This is a genomic window from Paraburkholderia sprentiae WSM5005 (assembly GCF_001865575.2).
Taxonomy (GTDB): Bacteria; Pseudomonadota; Gammaproteobacteria; order Burkholderiales; family Burkholderiaceae; genus Paraburkholderia; species Paraburkholderia sprentiae.
This window is the reverse complement of sequence record NZ_CP017561.2, coordinates 3,188,694-3,205,511: the sequence shown is the minus strand read 5'-3', so window position 1 is coordinate 3,205,511 and position 16,818 is coordinate 3,188,694. Positions and strand designations below refer to the sequence as shown.

Here is a 16,818-nt window from a genome sequence, read left to right as displayed (position 1 = left end):
AGCGCTGCCTCTAACGAGACGGCGATGGCAACACCGCGACTGCCGACCGCAACATTTGATGCCGGAGGCATCGACATGACGGAAACCGTCGCACGGAAACAACGAAAAGGGTCATCTGACGACCGGAAGCGGTCGTACGACGACCTGATGGAATTTTCTATTCTTTCACAATTGTTCGCTTGAAAACTTAACGGGGTCGCATTGCATCGTGTCTCGTGAAACCCACACTTGACATTTCTTGAAGGATTTTCACGCGCAGTCAGCGTATAGCGAATTTTTTAATTGGCTCTTGTAACTCGTGCTCGCTTCAGCGCACCGGGGGTTCTTTAGCCGACAGAGTTTCGTCACGTTAAGCCGTCGGCTGCTTTTTATTTTTGCGTCAAGAGCGTTGATCAGTTTCGGCATTTTAAGGTTCGCAAAAGCGCTTGCTGTCTAGATCACGGTACGGAAATGACCAATCCGGAGAAATGAGATGAACGACATGGACGTGGCAGGGGAAGTATTTAGCGCAATGCTCGATGCGCGCGTGACGTTGAACCGCGAGCCGGTGTGCAGTGTCGCGAGCGCCGAATCCGTGCTTTATCACGTGTGTCAAACATCCGTGCTCAATTCGCGCGGCCACACATTGCAGCCTGTCCAGTTCATTCCCGCGCTTGAACGGGCTTCGCTGATCCGTCTTTTTGACCGACATGTGGTCAAGCAGGCCATCAGTTCGTTGCGCGCACGACCAGACTCGCGGCTCGGCGTGGAGGTGTCCGCTCAGAGTTCGGTGGCCGATGTGGTGTGGGAAGCAATCTTCCAGTTGATCGAACAAACGCCGGACGTGGCTGAACGGCTGGTGATCGAAATTCCTGAAGCAGCCTGGTTTGACGCTCATGAACGTGTGCAGCGTTTCACGCAAAGCCTCAAGCATGCAGGGTGCAAGATCGCGATTGCTGATTTCGGCATCGAAACTGCCATCGGCGTGCGCTCGCCGGACATCATCAAGATCGATGCATCGTTTACTGCCGCTGCACGGCACGGCAGGGTGCACGTCGAACATCTCGCGCAACTGATACGCCGCGCAGCAAAACAAGCCGAGACGGTCGTCGTGGAAGGCGTTGATGAGCCCGTCGATATCATGCACGTCCGCGAGTGCGGCGCTCAGTGGGCGCAAGGCCAACTCGTCACGGCGCTTTTCTCCGACGGGCCAAAAAGCGCTTCCGCTTGCTCGACTTCCAGCGCGCTCGCCGCCCGCACACAAATCGCTTCTTAAATTTACACGTTGACATTAGGACAGCTAATCAGAAGTCCGTTGGTTGAGAGAAACCTTTAGATAAAGGCGGGTGGAGAATGAATACAAGTTATCGAACGATCTGGAATGAATCGTTAGGGACTTACGTCGCTGTGTCCGAACTGGACACGGCGCACGGCAAGGGCGCAGGCGGCGGCGTTGTGAGTGACGCAGCGCATGCGCCTTATCAGATAAATGGCGTGCCGCTTACCCTTATGGCGGTCGCAATGACCGTCATGTTCGGCGGCTCGCTGATGACGCCAGATGAGGCTGAAGCACAAACGGCTTTGTATCCCGGCACCGGATGTAGTCAGACATCGAAAGCCGGAACGCTGCTGACTGTTGGAGTCGGCTGCGGCGTCACGGCTTCCGGTGCCGGAGCAACCGCTATCGGCGGGGATGCAGTGGCATCAGGCCAGAATTCGGCAGCGGTCGGATATCTTGCAACGGCGTCAACGTTAGGTGCTGCTGCTTTCGGTACAGGGGCGGCTGCAACGGGCAACGGCGCGATTTCGATGGGTTCCAATTCGCAAGCAAGCGGAAATGCCAGTGACGCAATCGGATGGAACGCGACTGCGGGAGGCGACGGTAGCACTGCCATTGGCACGTCCGCAATATCCGGCGGCGCTTTTTCGCTTTCATTCGGTTCAAACTCAAACGCAACCCAATCGGATGCTATTGCAGTCGGACACGGGTCAAACGCTTCCGGGATTGGAAGCGTCTCGATCGGTGCCGCATCAGCAGCGGCTGGAAGCGCGAGTATGGCGCTCGGTTTAGCCTCATTGGCGAACTTCCCGGATACAGTCGCGCTCGGTCACTCGGCGTCCGCTGGCGCTTCGGCAAGTATGGCGCTCGGTTTAGCCGCGACATCTTCCGGAGTCGGAAGTACGGCGATTGGTTCAAGCGCGATAGCAAGCGGGGGAAATTCTGTTGCTCTTGGGAGTGGGGCTACCGCATCGGCAAATTGGGCTGTCGCGCTTGGCATCAATTCGGTATCAGAGGGGCTTAATTCTTTTGCGTTCCTAGGAACTGCATCGGGCCAGGGCGCTATGGCCATCGGCAATAAGTCTACAGCGTCCGGTCCAATCGCAGCATTGGCGTTAGGTAATTACTCTACGTCATCAGCCCAGAATGCAACTGCTGTCGGCGTGTTCGCTACCGCATCAGGTACAAACGCAACCGTCGCAGGGACAGGTGCGTATGCATCCGGCGTTGGCTCAACAGCAGTGGGTGGTAATGCGGGGGCTGATGGATTAAACAGCACTGCCGTTGGCAAAACAGCAAGAAGTATCGGCGATGATTCCACAGCCTTGGGGGAAAACGCTACGGCTTCAGGTGCCGGATCGATGGCATCCGGTTTCGGCGCATTAGCGAACGGCGCGAATTCATTTTCGGGTGGCACAAACGCAATTGCAGGCGTAGCAGGCGACACGACAATCGCTAACGACATCGCGCTCGGTAACGGCGCTTCGGCTGTCGGCGGAAATTCGGTTGCAGTCGGTACATCGTCTACAGCAAGCGGTTCGGGCGCGATGGCACTCGGTCAGGGCGCAATCAGCAGCAACACGAATTCCGTCGCTATTTCTAATGGCGGGGCCGCAACCGGAATCAATGCGGTGGTCATCGGCACGAACGCCACGGCAGCAGGCACGAACGCCACGGCAATCGGCGCGTCAGCGCTTGCGGCAGGCACATATGCGGTGACTGTGGGCTCGGGCGCTAAAGCAAACGGCAACGCTTCCTTTGCAGCAGGACTCAATTCAGTTGCGGGCATCGACAGCAACACAACGATTGTCAATGATATCGCCCTCGGAAACACCGCATCGGCTGTTGGCGGAAATTCCGTAGCAATTGGCGCAGCGTCGGTCGCTTCGGGTGCTAGTGCAATGGCACTCGGACAGGGCGCAACCGCTGCGAACGCGAATAGCGTTGCATTGGGAACCGGCTCAGTTACTGCTGCTGCGAATCCTACGCCAACAGGCACGATTGGCGGCAAGAGCTATACGTATGCCGGGGGCGCGCCGACGAGCGTCGTCAGCGTTGGCGATAAAGGCAAAGAACGTCAAATCACCAACGTGGCCGCAGGCCGCATCAGTGACACGAGCACGGATGCAATCAACGGCTCGCAACTCAACGCGACAAATCTCGCCATAAATGACCTGTCGATTTCGACCTCGACGGGAATTTCCTCGCTCAGTACCGGCATATCCAGTTTGTCCACCGGCGTAAGTTCTTTGTCTACGGGGCTGTCCACGACAAACAGCAACGTGTCCTCATTGTCTACGGCGATTTCGACTCTGAAACCCTCGCATTACATGAGCATCAACGATAACGGCACGCCGCAGGGTAATTATGCGAACGACGGAGCAAGCGGCGTAAATGCACTTGCCGTAGGTACAAATACCACGGCAGCGGGCGCAAGCGCGGTGGCTCTCGGCGATGCAGCGAACGGCGCAGCAGCGAATTCGGTCGCGATTGGTCAGAAGGCGACGGCAACAAATGCAGGCGATGTGGCTTTGGGTTCGGGCTCAGTGACTGCGGCAGCGAATCCGACTTCGAGCGCAACTATCGGCGGAAAATCGTACAGCTTTGCAGGAGCAGCTCCGAAAAGCGTCGTCAGCGTTGGCGATAAAGGTGCTGAACGACAAATCACGAACGTCGCGGCTGGACGACTGAACGCAAGTTCGACCGATGCCGTAAACGGTTCGCAGCTTGACGCCACGAACCAGGCTGTTGGATCGCTTTCGACAAGCACCTCGACAGGAATTTCGAGCCTCAGCACTGGCGTGTCGTCGCTTTCAACGGGCGTGAGTTCTTTGTCTACGGGCCTGTCCACGGCTACTAGCAACATCAGTTCGCTATCAACCGGCGTCAGTTCCTTATCGACTGGCGTATCGTCGCTGAGCACGGGTCTTTCTTCGTTGAGCGTTTCCGCAAGCACGGGAATTTCGAGTCTTTCGACTTCGGCAAGCACCGGCCTTAGCTCTTTGAGCGCGTCCACTTCGACGGGCTTATCTACTGTGACGAGTGGCATCGGTTCGCTTTCGACTGGCTTGTCAACGACAAACAGTAATGTGTCGTCGCTCAGCACTATTGTTTCCGCGAGCAAATCACACTACGTCAGTATCAACGATAACGGAACGCAACAAGGCAATTACGCGAACGACGGCGCAAGCGGCGTAAATGCAATTGCTGTCGGCACGAACGCTACAGCAGCAGGCGCGAGCGGTGTAGCGTTGGGCGACACAGCAAATAGTACGGGCGCGAATTCTGTCGCGGTGGGCGCAAAAGCAGTTGCCACAAATGACGGCGATGTCGCGCTCGGTTCCGGCTCGGTCACTGGCGCAGCGAATCCGACAGCGAACGCCACCATCGGCGGTAACACTTACGCGTTCGCAGGCGCAAATCCTGCGAGCGTCGTGAGTGTTGGCGCAAAAGACGCTGAGCGTCAAATCACGAACGTTGCAGCGGGTCGGCTCACCGCAGACAGCACAGACGCCGTGAACGGTTCGCAATTGAACGCAACAAATCTTGCGGTCGATGCGCTCAGCACGTCCACGAGTACCGGCATTTCTAGTTTGAGCACGGGCGTATCGTCACTTTCGACCGGTGTGTCGTCACTTTCGACCGGCGTAAGTTCGCTCTCTACGGGCCTGTCGTCGCTCTCGACTTCCGCATCGACGGGCATTTCTTCACTCAGTACTGGCGCATCGCAATTGTCGGGATCGATTTCGACTGTCGCGAGTGGACTGGATTCGTTGAGCACGAGCGCATCGACGGTAAACAGTTCGCTGTCCACCGGCCTTTCGTCGCTGAGCACATCCGCGTCGACCGGTTTGTCGTCGCTCAGCACGAGCGCATCGACCGGCATCGGTTCTTTGTCCACCGGTCTTTCAACGACGAACAGTAACGTGTCGTCGCTGAGCACCGTTGTCGATGCGAACAAAACGCACTACTACAGTGTGAACGACAACGGCGTTCAAGGAACGAATTACGACAACAAGGGCGCAACTGGCGTCAATGCAATTGCCGCAGGTGTCGCTGCATCGGCGGGCGGTGCAAGCGCAACGGCAGTTGGCTATAACTCGCAAGCACTGGCGGCCTCGAGCGTGGCGGTCGGCGACAGCAACACAGTGGCGGCAACCGCCGGTCCAGGTTCCGTTGCGATGGGTTCGAACTCGCAAGTGCTGAACGGTAGTGCAGTCGCAATCGGAAATCAGCAAACCGCAAGCGGTGATGGTGCTGTCGCCATTGGTGATCCGAGTTCCGCAAACGGTACCGGCGCGGTCACGATCGGCGCAAACAACACGGCGAATGGCAACGGGGCGGTTGCCGTGGGCAATTCAAACAGCGCAACCGGAACCGGCTCGCTTGCCCTCGGCAGCACTTCGACTGCTGCGGCGGACGGCGGGATTGCCCTCGGTTCGGCTACTGTGGCAACGAATGCAGGTGACGTCGCACTCGGTAGCGGCTCGATAACTGCCGCCGCAAATCCCACGCCGAACGCGACGATTGGCGGAAATTCCTATGCGTTTGCAGGTGCGAACCCGCAAAGCGTCGTAAGTGTTGGCGCAAAGAATGCCGAACGCCAGATCACGAACGTTGCAGCGGGTCAACTGACTACAGACAGCACGGATGCAGTCAACGGTTCGCAACTGAACGCAACCAATCTCGCGGTTGATTCGCTTTCGACGAGCACATCGACGGGCACTTCCAGTCTGTCCACGGTCGCTTCGTCGCTGAGCACCGGCGTTTCTTCGTTGAGCACGGGCGTATCCTCACTCAGCACCGGCGTGTCGAGCCTCAGCACTGGCGTGTCGTCACTGAGCACGGGCGTTTCCTCGCTGTCCACGTCGGCTTCGACCGGCATCAGTTCGCTGTCGAATTCCGTGTCCACGGTTGCAAGTAGTGTCGGTTCGCTGTCTACGGGCGTGTCATCACTGAGCACCGGCGTATCGTCGTTGAGCACTTCCGCATCGACCGGCATTTCTTCGCTCAGCACCGGCGCATCGCAACTGTCGGGTTCGATTTCGACCGTCGCCAGCGGGCTGAATTCGTTGAGCACATCCGCATCGACCGGTTTGTCGTCGCTCAGCACGAGCGCATCGACCGGCATCGGCAGTCTGTCTACGGGTCTTTCAACGACGAACAGTAACGTGTCGTCGTTGAGCACCGTTGTCGATGCGAACAAAACGCACTACTACAGCGTGAACGACAACGGCGTTCAAGGAACGAATTACGACAACAAGGGCGCAACGGGCGTCAATGCAATTGCCGCAGGCGTCGCTGCATCGGCAGGCGGTGCAAATGCAACGGCAGTTGGCTATAACTCGCAGGCGCTGGCGGATTCGAGTGTGGCAGTCGGCGATAGCAACACCGTCGCAACGACTGCCGGTCCTGGTTCCGTAGCGATGGGCTATAAATCCCAGGCGCTCAACGGTAGTGCAGTCGCAATCGGAAATCAGCAAACCGCAAGCGGCGATGGCGCAGTTGCAATCGGCGATCCGGGGTCGGTTTCAGGTACGGGCGCGGTCGGGATTGGCGCAAACAATACAGCGAATGGAACAGGCGCGGTCGCAGTCGGTAATTCAAACAGCGCAACCGGAACCGGCTCGCTTGCCCTCGGCAGCACTTCGACTGCGGCGGCGGACGGCGGGATTGCCCTCGGTTCGTCTGCTGTTGCGACAAATGCAGGGGACGTTGCACTCGGCAGCGGTTCGAGCACGGCTGCTGCAAATCCGACTCCGAATGCGACGATTGGCGGAAATTCCTATGACTTCGCCGGTGCGGCTCCGACGAGTGTCGTCAGTGTCGGCGCTAAGAATGCTGAGCGTCAGATCACGAACGTTGCGGCAGGGCGACTCGATACAAACAGCACGGATGCCGTAAATGGTTCGCAGCTTAATGCGACGAATCAAGCTGTTGATTCGCTTTCCACAAGCACTTCGACGGGAATTTCGTCGTTGAGCACGGGCGTTTCTAGCCTGTCCACCGTCGCTTCGTCACTTTCGACCGGCGTGTCATCGCTGAGCACCGGCGTGTCGTCGCTCAGCACTTCCGCTTCGACCGGGATTTCGTCGTTGTCGAATTCGGTGTCCACGGTCGCAAGTAATGTCGGCTCGTTGTCTACCGGCGTGTCGTCATTGAGCACGAGCGTTTCCTCATTGAGCACGAGCGCATCGACGGGAATTTCTAGTCTGTCCACGGGCGTGAGTTCACTTTCGACGGGCGTATCGAGCCTTTCGACTTCGGCTTCGACCGGTATCAGTTCGTTGTCGAATTCGGTTTCGACGGTCGCAAGCAATGTCGCTTCGCTCTCGACCGGCGTATCGTCGTTGAGCACCGGCCTCAGCTCTTTGAGCACGTCCATATCGACGGCGAATAGTTCGCTCTCGACGGGCCTGTCGGGTGCGATTAGCAATATCGCATCGCTGAGCACGAGCGCATCGACTGGCATCGGTTCACTTTCGACGGGCGTCGGTAGTCTCAGCACGGGCGTTTCGTCGCTGAGCACTTCGGCTTCGACGGCAGCAAGCTCGCTGTCTACTGCGATTTCCGCAAGCAAAACGCACTACTACAGCGTGAACGACAACGGCGTTCAGGGAGGCAATTACAACAACGACGGCGCAAGCGGCGTAAATGCAATCGCTGCGGGCGTAAACGCCAATGCGCAAGGAAATGCATCGGCTGCAATCGGCTACAACACGAGTGCGCTTGGTGATGGCGCAGTTGCAGTCGGAAACAGTGCACAAGCAAACGGTGTCGGCGGCGTAGCAGTCGGTCAGAATTCGGTTTCGAGCGGTAACGATTCGACTGCCTTGGGCCACGGCGCAACGGCATCCGGCGATGGCGATGCAGCTATTGGTAACGGTGCAATCACATCCGGGAACAATTCGGTTGCAGTCGGCAGCGGCGCGGTTGCTTCGACCGACGGCGCAATGGCGTTTGGCGGCAACGCGCAGGCGAAAACGCAAAATTCAATCGCTATCGGAAATGGCGCAAGCGCATCGACTGCAAATTCTGTTGCGCTCGGCAACGGCGCTTCGACGAAAAATGCTGTTGCAACTTCAAGCGGCACAATCGGTGGCAACACATACCAATACGCAGGCGCGAACCCCACGGGTGTTGTAAGCGTCGGCACGAAGGGTCTGGAGCGCCAGATCACAAACGTTGCAGCAGGCCAGGTCAACGCGAGCAGCACAGACGCGATTAACGGCTCGCAACTGAATGCAACGAACCTCGCGGTTGAAGCGCTCTCGACCTCGACCTCGACCGGTATTTCAAGCCTGAGCACCGGCGTATCGTCGCTGTCCACGAGCACGAGCACGGCAGTTTCGAGCCTCAGCACGGGCGTTTCCTCGTTGAGCACGGGTGTCTCTTCGCTTTCGACCGGCGTATCGTCTTTGAGCACTGGCGTTTCCTCGCTCTCGACGGGAATTTCCTCGCTTAGCACTTCGGCATCGACGGGAATGTCGTCGTTGAGCACAGGTGTATCGAGCCTGAGCACTTCCGCTTCGACAGGGATTTCTAGCCTCAGCACCGGCGTATCGTCTTTGAGCACTGGCGTGTCGTCCCTTTCGACCGGCGTATCGTCGCTCTCGACTTCCGCGAGCACTGGTATTTCTTCGTTGAGCGCTTCGACGAGCACTGGGCTTTCGACGGTCGCGAGCAATGTGGCTTCGTTGAGCACGGGCGTCAGCTCACTCTCGACCGGCGTGTCGTCGCTTAGCACTTCGGCATCGACGGGAATTTCCAGCCTTTCGACTTCCGCAAGTACCGGTCTGTCGTCGCTGAGCACAGCAACTTCGGCTAGCTTGTCCACGATCACGAGCGGGATCAGTTCGGTATCCGCATCCACGTCCACGGGTCTTTCAACCGTGACGAGCGGCATCGGCTCGCTGTCGACCGGCCTGTCCAGTGCAACGAGTTCGCTGTCTACAGCGATTTCGGCGAGCAAGACGCACTATTACAGCGTCAACGACAACGGCGTCCAGGGCGCGAATTATGAAAATGACGGCGCAACCGGTGTAAATGCACTTGCGGCAGGCGTGGGCGCAACCGCAGCGGGTGCAGCAGGCGTTGCAGTCGGCAATACGGCGAATGCGACAGGCGAAAATTCCGTGGCGATTGGTTCGCGCGCTGTTGCGAAAAATACCGGCGATGTGGCTTTGGGTTCGGGCTCCATCACGGACGTTTCGCATCCGACTGCAAGCGGCACGGTCGGTGGTGCGACGTATCAATATGCAGGTGAAAATCCGTCGAGTGTCGTTAGCGTCGGCGCTCCGAATGCCGAACGTCAGGTTACGAATGTCGCCGCAGGCCAGGTCACGCAAAACAGCACGGATGCGATTAATGGATCGCAACTGTACGCGACGAACACGGCAATCGATGCGGTCAGCACGTCCACGAGCACTGCGGTTTCTTCGCTGAGTACGGGTATTTCGTCGCTTTCGACTTCCACGAGTACCGGACTGTCGACGGTGACGAGTGGCATCGGCTCACTCAGCACGGGCATTTCTTCGCTGAGCACGTCCGCTTCGACAGGTCTGTCCACGGTGGCGAGCAACGTCGGTTCGCTTTCGACTTCGACGTCGGCGGCGGTATCGAGTTTGAGCACCGGAATTTCGGGCGCTACAAGCAGCATCGGTTCGCTGAGCACGGGAATTTCGTCGCTCTCGACTTCGACATCGACCGGCATTTCGAGCGTCAGCGCAAGTGTATCCACGGTCGCAAGCAGCGTTGATTCGCTGTCCGCGTCCACGAGTACCGGTTTGTCCACGGTAACGAGCGGTATCGGTTCGTTGAGCACGGGAATTTCGTCGCTCAGCACATCGGCATCGACGGGTCTTTCGACGGTCACGAGCAACGTTACTTCGTTGAGCACTTCGACTTCGGCCGGGATTTCCAGCCTGAGCACGGGACTGTCGACAACGGATAGCAATGTGGCTTCGCTGTCCACTTCGGCAAGTACCGGCCTGTCGTCGCTCAGCACGTCTGCTTCGACCGGTCTGTCTACGGTCACGAGTAGCGTTGATTCGCTCAGCACGAGCGCATCGACGGGCCTCAGCACCGTGACGAGCGGCGTCGCATCCTTGAGTACCGGCGTGTCGTCTCTTTCGACGGGCGTTTCGTCTCTCTCGACTTCGACGTCGACGGGCCTGAGCACCGTCACGAGCGGCGTTGCATCTTTGAGTACCGGTGTGTCGTCGCTTTCGACCGGAATTTCGTCGTTGAGCGCGTCGACATCAACAGGCTTCTCTACCGTGACGAGCAACATCGGTTCGTTGAGCACGGGCGTAAGTTCCCTTTCGACGGGCGTGTCGTCCCTAAGCACTTCTGCATCGACGGGAATTTCTTCGCTCTCGACTTCGGCTTCGACTGTCGCAAGTTCGCTTTCGACCGGCCTTTCGACTGCGGTCAGCGATATTTCTTCGTTGAGCATGTCGACAAGCACGGGTCTTTCTACCGTGACGAGCAATGTCGGCTCGCTGTCGACTGGCGTGTCGTCCCTCAGTACCGGCGTGTCGTCGTTGAGCACTTCGACTTCGACTGGCATCAGTTCTTTGTCCACATCGACTTCGACTGCAATCGAAGCCGCAAAGACGCATTACTACAGCGTCAACGATAACGGCGTGCAGCAAGGCAACTACGACAACGACGGCGCGACCGGACTGAACGCAATTGCGGCAGGCACGAACGCCACGGCAGCGGGCGCAAGTAGCGTTGCGATTGGCGACGGCGCGAATGCTGCAAACGATAATTCGGTTGCACTTGGCGCAGGTTCGCTCACGGATGTTTCGCATCCGACTCCGAGCGCAGTTATCGGCGGCGCAACGTATCAATTCGCCGGTGCAAACCCTGTCGGCGTAGTCAGTGTCGGTGCGCCGGGTTCGGAACGCCAGGTGACAAACGTTGCAGCCGGTCAGGTTACTGCATCGAGCACGGACGCAATTAATGGTTCGCAGCTTTATCAAACGAATCAGGCGATCGACACACTGAGCACGTCCACGAGCACGGGAATCGTCTCGCTGTCGACATCGACTTCGACGGCTGTATCGAGTCTGAGCACGGGCGTTTCGTCGCTCTCGACATCGACTTCGACTGGCCTGTCGTCGCTGAGCACGGGTCTTTCGACGGTCGTCAGCAATGTGGACTCGTTGAGCACGTCCACATCGACAGGTTTGTCGTCGTTGTCCACTTCGACGAGCACAGGTCTCAGCTCATTGAGCACCAGCGCGTCGACGGGAATCTCGAGTTTGAGCACGGGCCTGTCGACGGTCGTCAGCAATGTGGATTCGTTGAGCACGTCGACATCCACGGCAATCGGTTCGCTGTCGACCTCCACGAGTACCGGTCTGTCGTCGCTCAGCACTTCGACATCCACGGGCCTCAGTTCGTTGAGCACTGGCGTATCGTCGCTTTCGACGGGACTGTCCACTGTAACGAGCAGCGTGGATTCGTTGAGCACGTCGACTTCGACGGGCATCAGTTCTTTGTCCACGGGCGTGAGTTCGCTGTCGACGGGTCTTTCGTCCCTGAGCACAGGCGTTTCGTCGCTGAGCAGCTCGACATCCACGGCGATTTCCTCGCTGAGCACATCGACTTCGACAGGCCTGTCCAGTTTGAGCACGGGCGTGTCGAGCCTTTCGACTTCGACATCGACGGGCATCAGCAGCTTGAGCACGGGCGTCTCTTCGTTGAGCACGTCCACCTCAACGGCTGTGTCGAGTCTGAGTACGGGTCTTTCGACCGTGACGAGCAGCGTCGATTCGCTCAGCACGTCGACATCGACAGCGGTGTCCAGTCTGAGTACCGGCGTTTCGTCCTTGTCCACATCGACTTCGACCGGCATTAGCAGTCTCAGTACCGGCATTTCGTCACTGAGCACGTCCACATCGACGGCTGTATCAAGCCTGAGCACAGGCATTTCCAGCCTCAGTACGGGTGTGTCGTCGCTCTCGACTTCGACCAGCACCGGAATTTCGAGCCTCAGTACGGGCCTGTCCACCGTGACAAGCAGCGTTGATTCGCTGAGCACGTCGACATCGACCGGATTGTCCACGGTCACGAGCAGCGTCGATTCGCTCAGTACGTCGACGTCAACCGGCATCGGCTCCTTGTCGACCGGCCTGAGTTCGCTTTCGACGGGTCTGTCCACCGCGACGAGCGGTATCGACTCGCTGAGCACGTCGACTTCGACGGGCATCAGCAGCTTGAGTACCGGCGTGTCGTCGCTGAGCACTGGACTTTCTTCGTTGAGCACGTCGACTAGCACCGGCATCGGCAGCTTGAGCACGGGTGTTTCGTCGCTCTCGACTTCGACGTCGACTGCACTCTCGTCGTTGAGCACGTCGACGAGCACCGGACTTTCGAGTTTGAGCACCGGCATGTCGTCGCTCAGCACGTCGACCAGCACCGGCATGTCGAGCCTGAGTACCGGACTGTCGACTGTGTCGAGCAGCGTCGATTCGCTGAGCACGTCGAGCTCGACTGCAACGAGTTCGCTGTCCACGGCAACGAGTTCGCTTTCGACCGGGCTGTCGTCGCTCAGCACGTCGACTTCGACGGGTCTCAGTTCGTTGAGCACGTCGACTTCGACTGGTTTGTCTACTGCGACGAGCGCAATCAGTTCGCTTTCGACCGGCCTGTCCACGACCGACACCAACGTGTCTTCGTTGTCCACGGCGATCACGAACCTGAAGCCGCAGCATTACGTGAGCATCAACGATGACGGCGTGCAGGGCGGGAACTACAACAACGACGGTGCAACAGGCTTCAATGCCGTCGCTGTTGGCGCGAACGCCACTGCCGGGGGGGCGAATGCTTCGGCCTACGGCGATAAGGCCAATGCTGCCGGAAGCGCGGCAACGGCGCTTGGCTACAACGCCAACGCAACCGGAACGAATACGACCGCTGTTGGCGTGGGTTCGACTGCATCGGGGACGAATGCAACCGCGCTTGGCGCGGGTGCGGTAGCAAGCGCGCCCAATTCCGTTGCACTTGGGACGAATTCGGTCGCAAGCGAGGCGAACACGGTATCGATTGGATCGGAAGGCAACGAACGGCGACTGACGAACGTTGCACCGGGTGTCAATCCGACTGATGGCGTGAACATGTCGCAACTGCAAGGCGTGCAGAACAGCCTGAACAACAGCATCAATACCGTCGCGCGCAAGGCATACGGCGGCATTGCTGCGGCTACGGCTCTCACGATGATTCCGGATGTCGATCAAGGCAAGACGCTGGCGGTCGGAATCGGCGGGGCGGGCTATCAGGGATACGGTGCGACAGCAATCGGCTTTACCGCGCGCATTACCAACAACCTGAAGGTTCGGGGCGGCGTGGGCATCAGCAGTGCCGGGACTTCATACGGTGCGGGTGTGTCGTACCAGTGGTAACGCCTGCTTACGCGTAAAGCGTCCATCTGCGCGGTGACGCGTTCAAACGTGCACGGGATGGATCTCACGAGGTCCGTCCCGCGCAGAAAAAAGCCGATTAAGACGAGGAAAAAATGTCAGCAAAACTTCTGCTTGTTGCTTTCGCAACCGCGTTGCTCGCGGCCTGTTCGACAGCGCAGGGTCCGACCTGGAATGCATATCGGGTCGGCATGCCGAACGGTCAACAGGCGTACCGCGTCGATTGCCACGGGCTTTTTGAAGGGCAAAGCACCTGCTTTGCGCAGGCGAACGAAATCTGCGGCCAGAAGCAGGTGCAGCCTATCGAACAGGTTGCGCCGTTGGGCGACGATCAAAACCCGCGTGACGTGCGCGTATTGACCTTTCAATGCGCCACCCCGACGCAACCTGCGCAGCCTGTCGTAGCGAAGCCTGCACCGGCTCCCGCGCCAGTTGTCGCGCCGGCCGCTCCGCCGAAACGCATCACGCTGGACAGTGACGCGAATTTCGACACCGATAAATCGACGCTGAAAGCTGATGCGCGCGAAAGGCTCAACGTTCTGATCGAAGCTGCAAACGGAACCGTTTTCCGGGCGATCACGATCAACGGATACACCGATTCGACCGGCTCCGTCGAACACAACCAGGCGCTGTCTGAACGGCGGGCGCAGGCGGTGGCGACGTATCTGCGCGAGCACGGTTTGAAGGCGCAGAAATTCGACGTGCGCGGCTACGGAGAAAGCAGTCCGGTTGCGAGCAATGCCACGGTAGAGGGCCGTGCGAAAAACCGACGCGTCGATATCACGCTCGAATAAAAAAGCTGGACGAACAGGTTTCAGCGCGAAGAGACCAACAAACAAAAAAGAGGGAAACGGGAAATGAAAATCGGGATTTCCGTGCTCACGCACGAGGGGCAGAGCATATGGGAAAACGGCTTAGGCCAGAACATCTTTTACTTCGTGCAACTGCTGCGCGGGCTGCCGTTTGTGAAAGAGATCGTGCTGCTGAACTGCGGCGATCAGCCACGCTTGCCGCCAGAAGCTGAAGCCCTCGCCCAGGGTGTGCCGCTCGTCGCGCCGCGCGATCTGGCCGAACTGCCGGACGTGATCGTTGAAATGGGCGGTGGCCTCGATGTCGAATGGCTCGACTACGCGAGGGCACAAGGCAAAAAGGTGGTGTTCTTCTGCTGCGGACAGCCCTATGTGGGCCTGATCGAGCCAAGCGTATTTCAGCGGGACGGCTATTTCTCGCGCGCTACGCGCTGCGATGAAATCTGGGTACTCGGGAAGGATCGCGCGCTGATGCCGATGTTGCGCACGCTGCATCGCTGCCCGGTTTTCGAAGTGCCGTTTCTGTGGGACAGCACATTCATCGAACAGCGAATCGCGGCGGTCGAACAAGTGGGCCTGAAATTCGGCTACCAATCGCGGTCTGCTCTTGGCGAATCGGTGCGTCGTAGTCTGCGGGTGGCCGTATTCGAGCCGAACATTTCAGTCGTCAAATGCTGCGTCATACCGATGCTGATCGGCGAAGCTGCCTTCCGCGCGGAGCCGGATGCCGTCAAATCACTGCACCTGTTGAACAGCGTGCAGATGCGCGACCATCCGTCGTTTTCGTTTCTGCTCGGCTCGATGGATTTGCACCGGCAGGAACGCGTACGGCTCGACGGCCGGCACGACTTTGCGGGCTTTATGAGTCAGCATGCGGATGCCGTGATCGCGCATCATTGGCAGAACGACCAGAACATTCTGTATCTCGATGCGCTGTACGGCGGCTATCCGCTGATCCACAACTCGCCGTGGCTCGAAGGATACGGCTACTACTATCCGGATTCCGACATCGAGACCGGAGCGGCTCAACTCCTTCGCGCCCGCCAGCACGACACGCATCATAAGTATTACTTGCAGCGTACACGTAGCTTCCTCGCTTCGCTGTCACCGCGCGAACCGGCAAACATCTCAGCCTACGCGCGGCGGTTGCTTGCCCTGACCGGCAAAAAGTCGGGGATGGCAGCATGAAAAAGCTGAAAGTCGGCGTGACGATTTATCTGCGCAACGGGCAGCAATCCATTTGGGAAAACGGCATTTTTCAGAACTGCTATTTCCTGGCGATGCTGCTCAAGCACGCACCGAATGTCGAAGCCGCTTATCTGGTCAACGGCGGCGATGGCGATCCGGCAGCGTCGGCGCATTTTCTCGAGTTCGCACCCGTGCCGGTCATCGATCTGGACGCGGCGCGCGAGAAGCTCGATGTGGTAATCGAACTGAGCGCGCAACTCAATCCCGATTGGGCGCGCAGCTTTCGCGAGAAGGGCGGTCATGTCATCGGCATGCGGGTTGCGAATGATTACGTCATCGACATCGAGCGAATGATGTTTGGCTTGCCGCATGGAATGCTCGTGTCGGGCACCCCGTATAGCGCGATCTGGACATTGCCCGCGTTCGAAAAAACCTGTGCGAGCTACTACGAAACCGCACTGCGCGCGCCCGTCAAGGCGATGCAGCACCTGTGGAGTCCGGCGCTCGTCGAGCGTTCAGCAACCGCGGCATTCGGCTACGAGCCGGGTCGATCGCGTTGGCGGCTTGCTGTGCTCGAGCCGAATATCTGCATGGTCAAGACGTCGCATATCCCGATGCTGCTTGCGGATCTCGCGCACCGTCAACAGCCGCATTTCATTGAATACCTGCGGGTGTTCAACACACTGCAACTGAAAAGCGATGCGCAGTTCGTCGGCTTTGCGCGCAGCCTCGATCTGGTCACGCAGGGCCGCGCGACATTCGAGCCGCGTTTGCCCGTCCACGAGATTCTCACGCAGCAGGCCGATGCGATCGTGTCGCACACGTGGGAAAACACGCAGAACTACGTCTATTACGAGGCACTGCATGGTGGCTATCCGCTCGTGCATAACTCGGATCTGCTCGGCGGCTGCGGATACAGATATGCGGATTTCGATTGCGAAGGCGGGGCGTTGGCGCTGCGCGAAGCGTTTGCCCTTCATGACGCCACGCTCGAGGACTATCGCGCGAAAGCGCGCGCCTTTCTGACGACGCTCGATCCACTTGGCCCCGCCAATGTCGAACAGTACAGCGCGGCAATTGCGGCGGTCGTGAGCGGCTGACCGACCTGACCTTATAAAAAATACCGGAGGGA

At 58.6% G+C, this 16,818-nt stretch carries 8 protein-coding genes and 3 pseudogenes; 9 read left to right on the top strand and 2 right to left on the bottom strand.

What is annotated here, in order from left to right:
• The first annotated feature begins 24 nt into the window (after positions 1–24).
• The 3 genes and pseudogenes from BJG93_RS14575 to BJG93_RS36705 form a co-directional block, all read left to right on the top strand.
• Positions 25–183 carry a hypothetical protein gene (locus BJG93_RS14575; protein ID WP_154671863.1) on the top strand — a complete coding sequence of 53 codons (159 nt, stop codon included), beginning with the start codon at positions 25–27 and terminating at the stop codon, positions 181–183.
• A 289-nt stretch (positions 184–472) separates the two neighbouring features.
• Positions 473–1,255: an EAL domain-containing protein gene (locus tag BJG93_RS14570; protein ID WP_027198965.1), complete on the top strand. Its 783-nt coding sequence runs from the start codon at positions 473–475 to the stop codon at positions 1,253–1,255.
• Positions 1,256–1,332: 77 nt separating this feature from the next.
• Positions 1,333–2,916, top strand: a pseudogene (locus BJG93_RS36705) (ESPR-type extended signal peptide-containing protein); the annotation flags it as partial.
• Here BJG93_RS36705 and BJG93_RS36700 read toward each other — a convergent pair.
• On the bottom strand, positions 2,817–3,071 hold the full coding sequence (locus BJG93_RS36700; RefSeq protein ID WP_154671862.1) for a hypothetical protein: 255 nt from the start codon (positions 3,069–3,071) through the stop codon (positions 2,817–2,819). The pseudogene BJG93_RS36705 and the gene BJG93_RS36700 sit on opposite strands and share 100 nt — an antisense overlap.
• A 22-nt stretch (positions 3,072–3,093) precedes the next feature.
• On the opposite strand from BJG93_RS36700, the pseudogene BJG93_RS36425 reads away from it, so the two are divergent.
• Positions 3,094–7,596, top strand: a pseudogene (locus tag BJG93_RS36425) (beta strand repeat-containing protein); the annotation flags it as partial.
• Between the two features lie 258 nt (positions 7,597–7,854).
• Positions 7,855–11,244, top strand: a pseudogene (locus tag BJG93_RS36420) (beta strand repeat-containing protein); the annotation flags it as partial.
• A gap of 8 nt (positions 11,245–11,252) precedes the next feature.
• Here the strand turns inward: BJG93_RS36420 and BJG93_RS14520 are convergent.
• Positions 11,253–12,956, bottom strand: a complete 1,704-nt coding sequence (locus tag BJG93_RS14520; protein ID WP_071336580.1) for a hypothetical protein — start codon at positions 12,954–12,956, stop codon at positions 11,253–11,255.
• On the opposite strand from BJG93_RS14520, the gene BJG93_RS14515 reads away from it, so the two are divergent.
• From BJG93_RS14515 to BJG93_RS14500, 4 genes are all read left to right on the top strand, one after another.
• A complete protein-coding gene (locus BJG93_RS14515) occupies positions 12,940–13,671 on the top strand; it encodes a YadA family autotransporter adhesin (protein WP_231337405.1) in 732 nt (243 codons plus the stop codon). The genes BJG93_RS14520 and BJG93_RS14515 overlap by 17 nt on opposite strands.
• 338 nt (positions 13,672–14,009) lie before the next feature.
• Positions 14,010–14,483, top strand: a complete 474-nt coding sequence (locus tag BJG93_RS14510) for an OmpA family protein (RefSeq protein WP_231337404.1) — start codon at positions 14,010–14,012, stop codon at positions 14,481–14,483.
• 63 nt (positions 14,484–14,546) lie between these two features.
• A complete protein-coding gene (locus BJG93_RS14505; RefSeq protein WP_027198958.1) occupies positions 14,547–15,686 on the top strand; it encodes a DUF2827 family protein in 1,140 nt (379 codons plus the stop codon).
• Complete coding sequence (locus BJG93_RS14500; RefSeq protein ID WP_027198957.1) at positions 15,683–16,786, top strand: DUF2827 domain-containing protein; 1,104 nt, start codon at positions 15,683–15,685, stop codon at positions 16,784–16,786. The genes BJG93_RS14505 and BJG93_RS14500 overlap by 4 nt, the downstream gene beginning before the upstream one ends.
• Positions 16,787–16,818: the final 32 nt, after the last annotated feature.